At 69.7% G+C, this 14,942-nt stretch carries 14 protein-coding genes; 7 read left to right on the top strand and 7 right to left on the bottom strand.

The annotated features are described in order from the left end of the window. Positions 1 to 93 precede the first annotated feature (93 nt). Positions 94 to 657, bottom strand: a complete 564-nt coding sequence (locus tag ACYVIO_RS12310) for a hypothetical protein (RefSeq protein ID WP_460650832.1) — start codon at positions 655 to 657, stop codon at positions 94 to 96. A 34-nt stretch (positions 658 to 691) separates the two neighbouring features. After that, positions 692 to 1,087 (bottom strand): SRPBCC family protein, encoded by a 396-nt coding sequence (locus tag ACYVIO_RS12305; RefSeq protein WP_460650831.1) that lies wholly within the window; start codon positions 1,085 to 1,087, stop codon positions 692 to 694. 51 nt (positions 1,088 to 1,138) lie between these two features. On the opposite strand from ACYVIO_RS12305, the gene ACYVIO_RS12300 reads away from it, so the two are divergent. Then, on the top strand, positions 1,139 to 1,552 hold the full coding sequence (locus ACYVIO_RS12300) for a MarR family winged helix-turn-helix transcriptional regulator (RefSeq protein WP_460650830.1): 414 nt from the start codon (positions 1,139 to 1,141) through the stop codon (positions 1,550 to 1,552). Positions 1,553 to 1,602: 50 nt separating this feature from the next. Here ACYVIO_RS12300 and ACYVIO_RS12295 read toward each other — a convergent pair whose 3' ends face one another. The 4 genes from ACYVIO_RS12295 to ACYVIO_RS12280 form a co-directional block, all read right to left on the bottom strand. Further along, the gene (locus ACYVIO_RS12295) at positions 1,603 to 2,142 is read right to left on the bottom strand and encodes a GNAT family N-acetyltransferase (protein WP_460650829.1); all 540 of its coding nucleotides are present in this window, start codon (positions 2,140 to 2,142) and stop codon (positions 1,603 to 1,605) included. 196 nt (positions 2,143 to 2,338) lie between these two features. After that, positions 2,339 to 2,731 (bottom strand): VOC family protein, encoded by a 393-nt coding sequence (locus tag ACYVIO_RS12290; RefSeq protein ID WP_460650828.1) that lies wholly within the window; start codon positions 2,729 to 2,731, stop codon positions 2,339 to 2,341. A gap of 10 nt (positions 2,732 to 2,741) precedes the next feature. Beyond that, positions 2,742 to 4,364 carry an alpha-L-fucosidase gene (locus tag ACYVIO_RS12285; protein ID WP_460650827.1) on the bottom strand — a complete coding sequence of 541 codons (1,623 nt, stop codon included), beginning with the start codon at positions 4,362 to 4,364 and terminating at the stop codon, positions 2,742 to 2,744. 102 nt (positions 4,365 to 4,466) lie between these two features. Then, on the bottom strand, positions 4,467 to 4,847 hold the full coding sequence (locus tag ACYVIO_RS12280) for a MerR family transcriptional regulator (RefSeq protein WP_460650826.1): 381 nt from the start codon (positions 4,845 to 4,847) through the stop codon (positions 4,467 to 4,469). A 58-nt stretch (positions 4,848 to 4,905) separates the two neighbouring features. On the opposite strand from ACYVIO_RS12280, the gene ACYVIO_RS12275 reads away from it, so the two are divergent. Genes ACYVIO_RS12275 through ACYVIO_RS12260 form a run of 4 tightly spaced genes read left to right on the top strand, consistent with a single transcriptional unit; the run spans position 4,906 to position 7,304 of the window. Continuing rightward, positions 4,906 to 5,811, top strand: a complete 906-nt coding sequence (locus tag ACYVIO_RS12275) for an NmrA family NAD(P)-binding protein (RefSeq protein WP_460650825.1) — start codon at positions 4,906 to 4,908, stop codon at positions 5,809 to 5,811. A 54-nt stretch (positions 5,812 to 5,865) separates the two neighbouring features. Beyond that, positions 5,866 to 6,252, top strand: coding sequence for a VOC family protein (locus ACYVIO_RS12270; RefSeq protein WP_460650824.1), 387 nt, complete (start codon positions 5,866 to 5,868; stop codon positions 6,250 to 6,252). 22 nt (positions 6,253 to 6,274) lie between these two features. Next, entirely contained in the window at positions 6,275 to 6,937 is a 663-nt protein-coding gene (locus tag ACYVIO_RS12265) for a DUF6766 family protein (RefSeq protein ID WP_460650823.1), read from the top strand. A gap of 1 nt (position 6,938) precedes the next feature. Beyond that, a complete protein-coding gene (locus tag ACYVIO_RS12260; protein WP_460650822.1) occupies positions 6,939 to 7,304 on the top strand; it encodes a hypothetical protein in 366 nt (121 codons plus the stop codon). A 21-nt stretch (positions 7,305 to 7,325) separates the two neighbouring features. On the opposite strand, the gene ACYVIO_RS12255 is transcribed toward ACYVIO_RS12260, so the two are convergent. Further along, positions 7,326 to 8,264 (bottom strand): helix-turn-helix domain-containing protein, encoded by a 939-nt coding sequence (locus ACYVIO_RS12255; protein WP_460650821.1) that lies wholly within the window; start codon positions 8,262 to 8,264, stop codon positions 7,326 to 7,328. A gap of 71 nt (positions 8,265 to 8,335) precedes the next feature. Here ACYVIO_RS12255 and ACYVIO_RS12250 point away from each other — a divergent pair, with 71 nt between their 5' ends. Both ACYVIO_RS12250 and ACYVIO_RS12245 read left to right on the top strand, forming a co-directional pair. Beyond that, positions 8,336 to 9,367, top strand: a complete 1,032-nt coding sequence (locus ACYVIO_RS12250; protein WP_460650820.1) for a saccharopine dehydrogenase family protein — start codon at positions 8,336 to 8,338, stop codon at positions 9,365 to 9,367. Between the two features lie 59 nt (positions 9,368 to 9,426). Further along, on the top strand, positions 9,427 to 14,913 hold the full coding sequence (locus ACYVIO_RS12245) for an ATP-binding protein (RefSeq protein ID WP_460650819.1): 5,487 nt from the start codon (positions 9,427 to 9,429) through the stop codon (positions 14,911 to 14,913). Positions 14,914 to 14,942: the final 29 nt, after the last annotated feature.

Below are 14,942 nucleotides of genomic sequence, written 5' to 3'. Positions count from 1 at the left end.
TGAACCCTCAGCCACACCGACGCCGAAGGTAGCACGCAGCCCCGCCCCGGAATCAGCCCCGGCCGCTGGCAGATCTGCGAGTTTCTGCCGCCTTCAGGCCCGGGCGCCGCGCCCCGTCCGGCCACGCGCCCGCCGTCCGGACGATGGTCCGTCGGAGGCCAGCAGGCTCTTCGGCCAGGGGAGGACGAACGGCTCGCCACTCGCCCGCCAGGTCGCGCCCACCTCACGCAGCGCGTCCGCGGCCCGCGTGATCTGCTCGTCGCCGTACGGGCAGGGTCCTTGGTTGCTGACGCCCCAGGCCTTCCGTACGTCGACGTGCGGCGGACGGCCTCGCTCGTACGCGTGGAAGAAGACCCCCACGAGCGCCTCGCTGATCCCGATCCCCCTGGCCGCCTTGAGGATCCGGTCGCTGCGGACCTTCGCGTCGTGGCGCTTCTTCCCGCCGGTCTGCGTCATGCTGCTGTAGACCGCGCCGGCCGCGATGCAGCCGTAGATACCGTCGGGAATGCCGAGCTCGCGCTCGATCACGGCGTGGACGAGGTCGTGCGGCACGACCTGCTTGCGCGAGTACGACGTCAGCTCGAACTCGGCACCGTCGGCGCGCCGGATCAACGTCCGGCACTCGCCGCGAGGGTCGTGCTCGAAGGTGAGGTGCATGGCACCTAGGGTGACCCCTCGAAAACCCCTGGTGCTACTGGTTTTCGCAGGAGGTGCGGACGGTGACCAGCTCTCCGTCGATGATGTCGGACTGGGCGTCGACGGCCTCCTGGGGTGAGCCTGCGGGGAAGAACATCGTGAACTGGTACTCGGCGCCGGCGCCGTTGGGGACGACGCGGGTGAAGACGCCGACGCTGGGGTCGTCGGGGGCGAGCAGGTCGACGGTGCCGTGCTCCTCCGACGTACGGACGTTGACGGGGCGGGCGGAGTCGCCGTTGTGGAAGAGCCACAGGTCGCCGTCCGGCTCGACGGACTTGACGGCGCCGGGTGCCCAGAGCGGGAGGTTGCGGGGGTCGGCGACGAAGGCGAAGACCTTGGCGGGCGTGGCGTCGATCGCGATGCTGCGGGAGAGCGTGATGTTTGTAGGCATGTGCTTATCATATGCACCTGCTTACGATTGGACAATGCCTACGATGATCGAATGGAGCGCGAAGACCTCGGGGCCCTGTTCGCTCGGGTGATCCGCCGGCTGATGGCGGCCGAGCGGCCGCTGCTCGACGCCCACGGGCTGACCATGTGGGAGTACGCCGTGCTCACCCACCTCGCGAAGCAGCCGACCGAGACCCAGCAGGCGCTGGCGCAGGCGATCGGGTACGACAAGTCCCGCCTGATCCCGATGCTCGACAAGCTCGCCGACGACGGCCTGCTCGTCCGCGAGCCCGACCCGGCCAACCGTCGCGCGCACACCGTCCGCCTCACTCCCGAGGGCGCGGCCCGCCTGAAGGCCGCCAAGACCGATGTCCGCGCGATGGAAGAAGACCTGCTCAGCGCCCTGAGCCCGACGGAGCGGCGGCACCTGCTCGCCGCCCTCCCCCGCCTGGCCGAGGAGGACTAGGCCGTCCGCCGCCTTCGAGCAGCGCTGGTCGTACGCCGTACCGTCGGCGACTAGGCGTTCGGGTGGTTCGGCGAGAGGAACACGACGATGTCGTTCTCCGGACCCTTGACGGGCGGTTCGTGCCAGCCGGTACGGCGGTAGAAGGCGATCGTGTCGTGCGCCTGGTTCCAGGTCAGCAGCCAAGCGCCTGACGGCTGGTGATCGGCCGCGGTCGCGAGCAGCCGTCGACCGAGCCCTGTTCCCCGCGCCCAGCCGAGGACCCCGAGTTCGTCGATCTCGAACGCGCCGACGAGCGACGCGTCGACCTGCTCCGCCCCGAGCCGCTCCAGCACCTGCCCGTACGACCGATCCGTCCGGAACGGCGCCGGCGTGACCCACCCGGTCACGAACCCCGCGATCCGCCCGTCCTCGGCCCGCTCGACCCACGCCCCGAACCCGTCCCGCTGCGCGTCCCCATCGAGCCGCTGCCGAAACGCCCGACGTGTCTCGCCCGGATCCCGATGCCCCCACGGCGGCGCCGTGAACACCTCGACGTACGCCTCGGTCAGTTCGTCCGCGATCCCCAGCACGTCACCCGCATATCGCTCCACCCCGCGAACCTACCCGCCGCCACCCCCCAACCGCAGCCGAATACCGTTGCCCCCTCCACCCAGTGGAGGCCGGGGCGCCCTCCACCCGGGAGGCCGCAGGCTGAGCGCCCTGCGCGCCCGCACTGCCGGTTGATCAGCCGCAGCCCCACCGGTCAGGCGCTGCCGACCAGGCACACTCTCCCGACGTCCGCAGCGCTCAGTCGGTGGTGCGTTTTGCGACCAGTTCGACGAGGTTGCCGTCGGGGTCTTGGACGAGGGCGTTGCGATTGTTGTTCCCCGTGTCGTGCGGCGCGGTCAAGCCCGGTACGCCGGCCGCCGTGAGGTCGGCGTACGCCTGGTCGACGTCGTCGGTCCAGATCACCAGCTGCATCGCCGAGCTGCCGGGTGACGGCTCGATCCCGTGCACCCTGCGGGCCGCCTCAACAGTGCCGAGGCCGAGCTTGAAGCCGCCGAGAACCAGCTCGACGTGCTCGGGAGTCCCGGTCGTCGGCGTACGGAACGTCTCGGAGAAGCCGAGCAGGTCGCGGTAGAAGCCGATCCCCGCGTCGATGTCGCTGGTGTACAGGTTCACGAACGCGCTCACGAACATGCATCCAAACCTAGCGCCTGGCCGCACCACGGAACTTGAAGACCGGCGCGTAGGTGCCGTCACCCGCGGCGTCGAGCGTGGTGCTGTTGCCTGCGACCGTGGCGCCAACGGCCTTGCCAGACGCCAAGCGGATGGGCTTGCCCGCGAGCGCGACGTCCTTCAGCACGATGTCGCCCTTCGGCGAGCCCAGTACGACGGCGTACAGGTCCTCGCCCTTGGTGGTGAAGACGACCTTCTCGCCAGAGGCTGTGGTGGTCGTCGAGCGCGTCCAAGGTCGCGTGCCGTCCATCGCGTCGCGATTGCCACGAAGCCAAGCGCCGATGCCGCCGAGGCGGGACGCCTGCGCGGGAACGATCATCCCCTCACCGCCCGACGGACCGACGTTGACCATCAGCGCGCCGTTGTTCGCAGCGGCGTTGGCCAGTTCGGCGATCAGGTCGGGCGTCTTCGTGTAGTCCGCCTCGGTCTCCTCGCGGTTGTAGCCGAACGACCCGCCGATCCCCCGGTCCTGCTGCCAGAACTTCGGCTGGATGGTGTCGAAGTCGGCGTACTCCGGCGTCCGGAAGTCACTGTGCGGCACGTCCTTCGGCGTACTGATGCTGCCAGCCCCTTCTTCGGTGCTAAAGGCAACTTTCATCAGCTGGTCGAAGCTCCACCGCGCAGGCTTCAGCCCGAGCAGCTCGCGGCTGTACGACGCAGTACTCCAACGGTCGTCGATGACACCTTCGGGCACGGTGTTGTAGTAGTCCGCGATCACCGAGTACAACCGTTTCGAGCCGGTCGGCCAGGAGATGTCGTTCCACAGCAGGTCAGGCTTGTAACGCTGGATCAGCTCCCGCACCTGCGCGACAGCGTACTTGCGGTAGTCCTCGCCGTACGGCAGGTACGCGTAGTCGCCGAGCGTCTTCACCACCTTCTTCTGGAAGGTCCAGTCGACACCGCCGGAGTAGTACACGCCGAACTTCAGCCCGCGCTTGCGCACCGCCGCGGCCAACTCCCCCATCAGGTCGCGCTTGGCGTGGAAGTCCGGCGCATGCGGGTTGTGCACCGCCGTCGGCCAGAGCGAGTAGCCGTCCGCGTACTTCGCCGTCACGACCACGTACGACGCACCCGCAGCCTTGAACTGCTCGGCCCACTGGTCCGGATTCCAACGCGCCAGCCCCGCCTCGAACTGCCGAGTGAAGTCGCTGTACGGCGCATCGCCGTAGTGCTCCCGGTGGAACCGAGCGGTCGGCGAGTCCGGGTCCTTCATCGCGTTCGCGTAGTCCTCGGCGTACGGGTTGCGTGTCATCGCGTCGTCGTACGACGTCTCCAGCAGCTTGTTGAACGTCGTGCCCTTGGGCGCGAACCCCGGCACCGAGTACAGCCCCCAGTGGATCATCACGCCGAACTTCGCGTCGGCGAACCACTTCGGCAGTGGATGCTTCTTGAGCGAGTCCAGCTCGGCCGTGTAAGGCCCGCTCGTCGTCAGCTCGGCCTTCCGCCCGTCCTGCCACGACCAGAGCATCGACCGACCGGCGAACACCAGCACCAACACCAGTGCCAGCAGCAACAACCGTCCGAAGAACCGCCTGATCCGATGCTTCTTCCGGGGCTTCTTCTCGAGGGACGCCGCGCCGAGTTCGCTGCTCATACCTCCCAGCGTGGCCCGAGCACGCCGTCCGCGAGTCCCACCACGGACCACGACACGCGAGACCAAAGGTGGACCCCACCACCGACCTCCAGCCGTGGCGGATCAGGTCAGCGGATCGAGCTCGGTCGACGAGCAGGTCTCGCGCGGGTGGTGGGCGATGTCGATCAGTACGGCGAGGCGCCGGCCGGCCTCCTGGAGATCGGCGACCTGGCGCGCGATGCGGTCGTGCTCATGGGTCAGGCGTTGGACGAGGGCGGGTTCGAGCCGCTGGGCGTCGATCGCTGCCAGCAGTGGCTCGATCAGGCGGCTGGTCAGGCCGGCGGCGTAGAACTGCTGGATCAGGCGGATCCGTTCGACGGCCGAGTCGGGGTAGATCCGCTGGCCGCTGCCGGTCCGGTCGGGGTGGATCAGGCCGTGCTCCTCGTAGTACCGCAGTGCCCGCGTGCTGACCCCGGCCTTCGCACTGACCTCTCCGATGCGCACGATCGGATCCTCCTCAGGACTTGCCCTTGACGTCGACGTCAAGTTTTACCGTGACGGTATGACAGATCTAGTACTGGTGACCGGCGCGACCGGGCAGCAAGGTGGAATCGTCGCTCGCCGGCTCTTGGCGGACGGCGTACGGGTTCGTGCTCTGGTACGGCGGCCGGACGCCGCCGCGGCGCGGGCGATCGAGGCCGCGGGCGCGGAGCTGGTGGTCGGCGACCTGACCGACCGGCCGTCGCTCGATCCGGCGCTGAGTGGAGTCCGGGCGGTGTTCTCGCTGCAGTCGCCCGACATCAACGATCCTGGCTCCGACGTCGAGCGGATCAACGGCCTGAATCTCGTCGACGCCGCCCGCGCGGCCGGTGTCGAGCAGTTCGTGCACTCGTCGGTGGCGGGGATCGGCGCGTTTCTCGAGGAGGCCGCGGCTGGGCGCGGCGAGGCGTGGGGCGATCCGCACTACTGGCACAGCAAGGCCGCGGTCGGGCTCGCGCTGCCCGGCGCGGGTTTTCGGTCCTGGACGGAGTTCCGGCCGGCGTTCTTCACGTCGAACCTGGTCCGGCCGTCGATCTGGTTCGAGAACCTGACCGGCGAGGCGGTCGTCACCGCGATCGACCCAGACAAGCCGCTGGCGGTGTTCGCGCCAGCGGACATCGGTACGGCGGTGGCCGCCGCGCTCGCTGATCCGACGCGGTTTCACGAGCAGGTCGTCGAGCTCGCCGGTGAACTGCTGTCGCTCAAGGAGATGGCCGCGGCGCTGACGGCGGCGGGTGAGCCGACGCGCGTGGATACGGTCAGCGCCGAGCAGGGCAAGGCGCGCGGGATGCTCCCGCAGTTGATGGACAACCAGGTTGGGATGAACGAGCGCGCGAGCACGGCCGATCCCACGTTCGCAGCGGCGTACGACATTCCCCTCACCTCCTTCGCCGACTGGGCCAAGAAGCACTACAGCCGCAGGGTTTGACCGCCGTCACCGCGGGAAACCGGCGGGCTGAACCAGCTTCTGAAGGAGGTGGCAATGGGTGAGAGACCGGCGGCGGTCGGCGACCTGCGGTTGGCGACGATCGTGGTGAACGCGCTGGACATGAATCGGGCCGCGACGTTCTGGAGCCAGACGCTCGGGTACGAGCTGGGCGACGAGATCGGCACCGGCGACCAGTTCGCGATGCTCGACGACCCGGCCGGGCACGGGCCGTCGGTGCTGATCCAGCGCGCGGAGGACATCCCGCGCGAGGCCGCGCCGGTGCACATCGATCTCTACACCGCCGAGCGCGACCAGCACATCGAGCGACTGCTGAAGCTCGGCGCGACCCGCGCCGACGACTGGAACTACCCCGACCATCACGACTTCATCGTCCTCCGCGACACGGAAGGCAACGAGTTCTGCGTAATCCACGTCGACTGAGTCGCGGGGTGATGATGGGTCGGTGAACTGGCTGAAGCTGCGGGGCCTGCTGCTGGCGAATCTCCTTCTCTTCGCGTTGTTCTTCATCGGCGTACTGCTCACCGGGCATGCGCACGAGAACGACGAATTGATGGAACACGGGCAGCCGACCCAGACGCTCGTCCAGTACGCCGGTTCGGCGTCGTTCGGTGAGACGGTGTTCGAGAACTGGGAGTCCGAGTTCCTGCAGATGGGCATGTACGTCCTGCTGACGGTCTTCCTGGTCCAGAAGGGCTCCTCGGAGTCCCGCCCGATCGGCAAGCCCGCGCCGCAGGACGAGGACCCGCGGGCGCACCGCGACGATCCCGACGCGCCCTGGCCGGTACGCCGTGGTTCGCCGCTGGTCCTCAAGCTGTACGAGAACTCCCTGGCGATCGCCTTCGGCCTCTGCTTCCTGCTGTCCATCTGGCTGCACGCCGTCACCGGCGCGCGGGCCTACAGCGAAGACCAGCAGCTCCACGGCGGCGAGGTCGTCACCGCTGCGCAGTACCTCGGCACCTCCCAGTTCTGGTTCGAGTCCTTCCAGAACTGGCAGAGCGAGTTCCTCGCCGTCGCCGCGATCATCGGCGGCTCCATCTACCTCCGCCAACGCTCGTCGTCGCAGTCCAAACCAGTCCACGCCCCCAACTCCCAAACCGGAGACTGAGATGTACGACGGAGTGATCATTCTCGAGAGTCTGCGCACGGGTGCGACGCTCGAAGGGATTCCGCTCGTGGTGAGCAAGCTGAACCGGGTTGCCGTGAGCGGCGCGAGTGCGGCGCAGCCGTTGTTGTGGACGATCATGGACTTCGCCGTCGAGGACCAGTACGTCGAGGCGCTCGCCGACAAGCTTCAGGGGGTGCTGGACAAGCCGGGGTGGTACGCCGACTTTCACAACGCGGACGAGATCTTCGTTGTCTTTCCGGGGAAGGTCTTCAGGTATCCGCGTGGCGATCAGGCTGCGCGGGCCGAGGCGCAGGAGCACGGGCGGGCGCTCGCGATTCCGGAGCCGCAGCTCGACTGGGTGGACTAGGCGCGGCTCGGCCGGGGTCGGTCAGGCGCGGAAGCTGCGGCGGTAGGTGTCGGGTGGGACTCCTACTGTTCTTTTGAACTGGCGGCGGAGGGTGGTGGCTGTGCCCAGGCCGGTGGCTGTTGCTACTGACTCGATGCTTTCGTCGGTGGATTCGAGGAGTTGCTGGGCTCGGCGGACTCGTTGGGTGTTGAGCCATTGGATAGGGGTCTGGCCGGTGACCGCGTTGAACTGGCGGGCCAGGTGGCGGGGGCTGAGGTTCGCGTGGCGGGCCAGGTCCGTGACGGCCAAGGGCTGGGCGAGGCGTTGCTGGGCCCAGGCCAGTACGCCGGCCAGGGCGTGGTCGCCGGCCGGTTGCATGGGGGTGGAGACGAACTGGGCCTGGCCGCCGGGGCGGTGGGGTGGCATGACGAGGCGGCGGGCCACGGTGTTGGCGACGGTGGCGCCGTGGTCCAACGCGATCAGGTGGATGCAGAGGTCGACGGCAGCGGCCTTGCCTGCGGCGGTGAGGACGTTGCCGTTGTCGGTGTAGAGGACGTCCGGATCGACCACGGCCAGCGGGTGCCGGGCCGCGAGCTCCGCGGTGTGCGCCCAGTGGGTGGTCGCGAGGCGACCGTCGAGCAGCCCGGCAGCGCCCAGAGCGAACGCACCGGTGCAGAGCGACGCAATCCGAGCGCCCGCGTCGTGAGCAGCCCGTACGGCGTCCACCAGCTCGGGCGGCGGCGGGATGTCGACGTCCGCGCAGGCCGGCACGATCACGGTGTCGGCCGTCGCCAGTCGCTCGAGCCCGTCTGACGGCTCCACCAGGAACGGCCCGACCCGTACGGCGCCTGGCCCGCACAGCACCACGTCGTACCAGTCCTCGACGGCTGTATCGAGCGGTGGTGTGCGGAAGATCTCGTACGCCACGGCCAGCTCGAAGTGCAGGAGATTGCCCGCGGTGGCCAGGGCGACGGTGTGCATGTCCGAAAGTGTACGCATGATGGCGTTCCGGACTATCACGGTCGGTGACCCCGGACCGCGAGGCTGGAGCCATGAAGATCGTGGTCTACGGAGCAACCGGGCACACCGGACAGTTCGTCGTCGCCGAGTTGCGCCGACGCGGAATCACCCTCGTCGTCGCAGGGCGCGACGGCGGGAAACTGAGCAAGGAGTACGAAGACCTGACCGTCCGCCCCGCCGCGGTGGACGATCCGGACGCCCTCGACCGGGCCCTCGACGGCGCCGACGCGGTGATCAACACCGCCGGCCCGTTCGCCCTCACCGCGGGCCCGGTCATCGACGCGGCACTGCGCGCGAAGATTCCGTACGTCGACGTCGCCGCCGAGATCGAGGCGAACGTCAGCACCCTCACCGAGTACGCCGACAAGGCCCGCGAGGCCGGCGCGATCGTCCTGCCCGCGATGGCGTTCTTCGGCGGCCTCGGCGACCTGCTCGTCACCCACGCGATGGGCGACTGGACCGCGGCCGACGAGGCCCACATCGCTTACGGGCTGAGCAGTTGGCACCCGACACCGGGAACGCGGACGGCCGGCAAGGTCAGCCACGATCGGCGCGACGGACGCCGGGTCCGCTTCACGAACGGCGTACTGGAGTACCACGACGAGGCCCCGACGCAGGAGGACTGGGACTTCCCGGCACCACTCGGCCGCCGTACGGTCGTCAAGGGCTTCACGATGGCCGATGTCGTCACCGTTCCCAGCCACCTGCAGATCCCCGAGGTCGGCACCTCCATGGCGACCGAGGCCGCCCAGGACCTGGCCGACGCAAGCACCCCGGCGCCGACCGCGAGCGACCCCGACGGCCGCTCCGACCAGACCTTCGTGGTCGACGTCGTCGTGCGGGCCGACGGCGTCGAGCGCAGAGCAACCGCAACAGGGCGAGACATTTACGCCGTAAGTGCTCCACTCGCAGTGGAAGCGGTCGAGCGGATCCTGTCCGGCCGGACACGGACAGTAGGCGCGGTCACCGCCGGCGCGCTCTTCGACGCAGCGGATTTCCTGCAGGCGCTGGAACCTTTCCTTTCGGTCACAACCAGTGCACAGCTGACCCCGACTCGACGGTAGGGGCAACTGCCTGGGAATGTTTGCGGTGACAGCTTTGCCGACGACAGGAGTGCCGCCCGGTGTTCAACCGCATCGCCATCGTCAACCGGGGAGAGGCCGCCATGCGGCTGATCAATGCGGTCCGTGAGCTCAACGCCGAGACGGGGAGCCAGGTCGAGACGGTCGCGTTGTACACGGATGCCGAGCGTGGGGCGACGTTCGCCCGCGAGGCCGACCTGGCCTACCCGCTCGGCCCGGCCGCCGACCGCCCCTACCTTGACCTGGCCAAACTCGAGAAGGCCCTGCTCGAGACCAAGGCCGACGCGGCCTGGGTCGGCTGGGGCTTCGTCGCCGAAGACCCGGCGTTCGCCGAGCTGTGCGACCGGATCGGCGTGACCTTCATCGGGCCGAGCGCGGAGGCGATGCGCAAGCTGGGCGACAAGATCGGCTCGAAGCTGATCGCCGAGGAGGTCGGTGTCCCGGTCGCGCCGTGGAGCCGCGGCGCGGTCGCGACGCTGGACGAGGCGCTTGCCTCGGCCAACGACATCGGTTACCCGGTGATGCTCAAGGCAACGGCCGGTGGTGGTGGCCGCGGGATCCGGCTGGTCCGCGACGACGAGGACCTGCGCGAGGCGTACCAGCGGACCAGTGACGAAGCGGCCCGCGCGTTCGGCAGCGGCGTGGTCTTCCTGGAGCGGCTCGTCACCGGCGCCCGGCACGTCGAGGTCCAGGTGATCGCGGACGGGCAGGGTACGGCGTGGGCGCTCGGCGTCCGCGACTGCTCGGTCCAGCGCCGTAACCAGAAGGTCATCGAGGAGTCGGCCTCGCCGGTCCTCGCGCCGGACCAGGCCGCCGAACTGAAGGCCTCGGCCGAGCGGCTCGCACTCGCCGTCGGGTACTCCGGCGCCGGCACGGTCGAGTTCCTGTACCACCCGGGCGACAAGCTGTTCGCGTTCCTCGAGGTGAACACCCGCCTCCAGGTCGAGCACCCGATCACCGAGCTGACCACCGACTTCGATCTGGTCCGCGCGCAGCTGCACGTTGCGGCAGGCAACAAGCTGGAAGGTCCGCAGCCGGTCGAGGTCGGGCACGCCGTCGAGGCGCGGCTGAACGCCGAGGACCCGGACCGCGACTTCGCGCCGTCCCCCGGCCGGATCGCTCGGCTGCGGCTGCCGTCCGGCCCCGGCGTACGGGTCGACACCGGCGTCAGCGAGGGCGACACGATCCCCGCCGACTTCGACTCGATGATCGCCAAGATCATCGGCTACGGCCGGACCCGCGACGAGGCGCTCGGACGCCTGCGCCGCGCGGTCGGCGACACCACCGTCGTCCTCGAAGGCGGTACGACGAACAAGAGCTTCGTGCTCGACCTGCTCGACCAGCCCGAGGTGATCGACGGCTCCGCCGACACCGGCTGGATCGACCGGGTCCGCGGGGAGGGCCGCCTGGTCCTGCGCCGGCACTCCGGCATCGCCCTGATCGCGGCCGCGATCGAGGCGTACGAGGAGGCCGAGCGGGTCGAGCGCCAGCGCCTGCTGGACTCCGCGCGCGGCGGCCGTCCCCAGGTCCAGCACGAGGTCGGTCGCGCGATCGCGCTCAAGCTGCGCGGCGCGACGTACAAGGTCTCGGTCGCGAAGATCGGCTCCGCCCGCTACCGCGTCGGCGTCGGCACCGGTGACGACCTCTGCTACCTCGACGTCGAGCTCGACCGGCTCGACGCGTACGACGCCCGGCTGGTCGTCTCCGGCCGCCGGTACCGGCTCGTCACCGCCACGCACGGTCCCGTGCACCTGGTCGAGGTCGACGGCGTCACGCACCGGGTCAGCCGCGACGAGGGCGGCGTGATGCGCGCCCCCGCTCCGGCGCTGGTCGTCGCGACTCCCGTCGCCGCCGGTGCCGAGGTCGAGGCCGGTGCGCCGGTCCTCGTCCTGGAGAGCATGAAGATGGAGACGGTGCTGTACGCGCCGTTCAAGGCGATCGTGAAGGAGCTGCCGGTGTCGACCGGCAGCCAGGTCGAAACGGGTGCGCCGCTGCTGCGGCTGGAGCCGGTCGGCGACGCGGACGTCAAGGTCGAGGTGTCGGACAGCGTCGATCTGGAGCTGCCGATCCCCGAGATCCCGCCGACCGCTGCCGAGCGGGCTGCCCGTGGGCTCGACAATCTGCGCAGCATGCTGCTCGGGTTCGACATCGACCCGCGCGACGAGGGCCGGACGCTCTCGGAGTACCTGTCCGCCCGCGCCGAGCTCTCGCAGCCGCCGGTCGCCGAGGAGATCGGCGTACTGCGGCTGTTCGCGGACTTCGCCGAGCTGAGCCGCAACCGGCCGGCCGGTGAGGATCTCAACACCGAACTGCGGGTGCACAGCCCGAAGGAGCACTTCCACACGTACCTGCAGACCCTGGACGCCGAGCGCGCCGGGCTGCCGGAGCAGTTCCGCGACCGGCTCGCGCGCGTGCTCGGCCACTACGGCGTCACCGACCTGGACCGCAGCGACGAGCTGACCGACGCGGTGTTCCGGATCTTCCTGGCCCAGCAGCGCACGTCTCCCGACGTACTGCTGATGACCTCGCTGCTGCAGCAGTGGCTGGCCGAACCGATGCCTGAGGCCCCTTTGGACGCCGAGGCGTACGCCGTACTGGATCACCTCGTGGTCGCCACGCAGCTGCGGTTCCCGGTGATCGGCGACCTCGCGCGGAGCGTTCGGTTCCGCTGGTTCGACCAGCCGCAGGTCGACGCCGACCGCGCGGAGGTGCTGACCGAGGTCGCGGCCGAGCTGGACTCGCTGACCAACGACCCGGACGTACCGGACCGCACCGAGCGGGTGAAGGCGCTGGCCGCGATCCCCGAGCAGATCGTCGGCTTCCTGGCCGAGCGGATCGAGGCCGGGGTGCACCCGGTCGAGCCGATGCTGGAGGTGCTGATCCGTCGGCACTACCTCGAGTACGAGCTGCACGACCTGCGCAACACCACGGTCGACGGGCGCGCGTTCGCCAGCGCCGACTACACGCTGGACGACCGCCCGACCCACCTGGTCACCACGATCGGCACGGTCGACGAACTGGCCGACACGAGCAGCGATCTGGTCCGCGACCTGGCCGCCGAGGTCGCGGCCGCGCCGGCCGGGCACCAGGCCGTCGCGGATCTGTACCTGTCCTGGCCCGGTACGCCGCAATCGCCGCAGGACGCCTCGGACCGGCTGCGCGACATCGTGGCGGCCCTGCCGTTCGTTGCCGACGTACGACGCGTTGCCCTGGCTGTTGTCCCGGGCAACGGTCGTGAGGTCTGGTACTTCACGTTCCGCCCGTCGGCCGACGGTGTCGTCGAGGACGACAACGTCCGCGGCGTGCACCCGATGGTCGGCCGCCGGCTCAACCTGTGGCGCCTGCACGACTTCAAGATCACCCGGCTGGACGCGCCCGAGGACGTGCTGCTCTACCACTGCGTCGCTCGCGACAACCCGGCAGATGAGCGGTTGGTCGCACTCGCGCAGGTCCGCCAGTTCGCCGTGATCCGCGACGACGAGGGCAAGGTCACCGCGCTGCCGCACGTCGAGCGCGCGATCGCGAACTGCCTGGAGGGCATCCGCCGGGCCCGGACCGCGCGCGGCGCGGCCGGGGCGCGGCTGGAGATGAACCACGTCTGGGTGACGATCTGGCCGGTCGTCGACGGGCAGGTCCCGGAGCTGACCGCCCTGCAGCGCAACATCGCGCCGATGACCGCCGGTGCGGGCATCGAGGAGGTCATCATCAGCGGCCGGGTGACCGGCTCGAACGGTACGGCGCTGCCGGTGGTCGGACGCTTCTCGTACCAGCCCGGTTCGGGTGTCGTCACGAAGGTGGTCCGCCCGCCGACGGAGCGGCTCAAGCCGCTCGACGACTACGCGCAGAAGGTGCTCAAGGCCCGGCGCCGCAACACCGTTTACCCGTACGAGGTCGCCGGTCTGGTGGTCGGTGCCGGAGGCACCTATGTCGAGCACGACCTGGACGACACCGGTGCGCTGGTGCCGGTCGACCGGCCGCGCGGACTGAACAAGGCCGGCCTGATCGCCGGCGTCATCAACACCCCGACCCGTCGCCACCCCGAGGGCATCACCCGCGTCGTACTCAGCGGTGACCCGACGATGGCGCTCGGTGCGGTCGCCGAGGCCGAGTGCGCTCGGATCATTGGCGCGCTCGACCTGGCCGAGCGGCTGAAGGCACCGGTCGAGTGGTTCGCGGTGTCCGCGGGCGCGCGGATCTCGATGGACTCCGGCACCGAGAACATGGACTGGGTCGCGAAGGCGCTCAAGCGGATCGTCGAGTTCACCCAGGCCGGTGGCGAGATCAACATCGTTGTCGCGGGCATCAACGTCGGCGCGCAGCCGTACTGGAACGCCGAAGCCACGATGCTGATGCACACCAAGGGCATCCTGGTGATGACGCCGGACTCGGCGATGGTGCTGACCGGCAAGCAGACGCTGGACTTCGCCGGTGGCGTCTCGGCCGAGGACAACTTCGGCATCGGCGGCTACGACCGGGTGATGGGCCCGAACGGCGAGGCGCAGTACTGGGCGCCGGACCTGGCCGGGGCGCGCGACATCCTGATGGCGCACTACGACCACACGTACGTCGTACCGGGTGAGCCCGGGCCGCGGCGGGCGCCGACGTCGGACCCGCACGACCGCGACGTCACGTCGTACCCGCACGACCCGGTCGACGGTGGGTTCAGCACGGTCGGGGAGATCTTCTCGGCCGCGACGAACCCGGACCGCAAGAAGGCGTTCGACATCCGCACGCTGATGCGCGCGGTCACCGACCAGGACCACCCGATGCTGGAACGCTGGGCGGGCATGGCCGACGCGGAGACCGCGGTCGTCGCGGACACGCGGCTCGGCGGGCTGCCGGTGTGCCTGGTCGGGATCGAGTCGAAACCCGTTGCGCGGCGGGGATTCCCGCCCACCGACGGGCCGGACACGTACACCGCGGGCACGCTGTTCCCGCGGTCGTCGAAGAAGGTCGCACGGGCGATCAACGGTGCCAGCGGCAACCGTCCCCTCGTCGTACTGGCGAACCTGTCCGGGTTCGACGGGTCACCGGACTCGATGCGGAACCTGCAGCTCGAGTACGGCGCGGAGATCGGGCGCGCGATCGTGAACTTCCGCGGGCCGATCGTGTTCTGCGTGGTCTCGCGGTACCACGGTGGCGCGTTCGTGGTGTTCTCCAAGGCGCTGAACCCGTCGATGACGGTGCTCGCGGTCGAGGGCTCGTTCGCGTCGGTGCTCGGTGGGGCGCCGGCGGCTGCGGTGGTGTTCTCCGCGGAGGTGAACAACCGGACGTCGGCCGACCCGCGGGTGAAGGCGCTGACGACGCGGCTCGGCGAGACCGAGGGCGCCGAGCGGGCAGCGGTGACGAACGAGCTGGCCGAAGTACGGACCGCCGTACGGGCTGAGAAGCTGGGCGAGGTCGCTTCGGAGTTCGACCGGATTCACGACATCCGGCGGGCTGTGCGGGTCGGTTCGGTCGATCAGGTGGTCACGCCCGAGGAGCTGCGGCCGCAGCTGATCGCGGCGCTGGAGAACCACTCGGGCTGAGTTCGGTGAGCAGCGGATCGGTCGGTACG

It is taken from the genome of Kribbella endophytica, from assembly GCF_054781295.1.
Note: the sequence above shows the minus strand (reverse complement) of the source record. Positions and strands in the feature narration are given on the sequence as shown.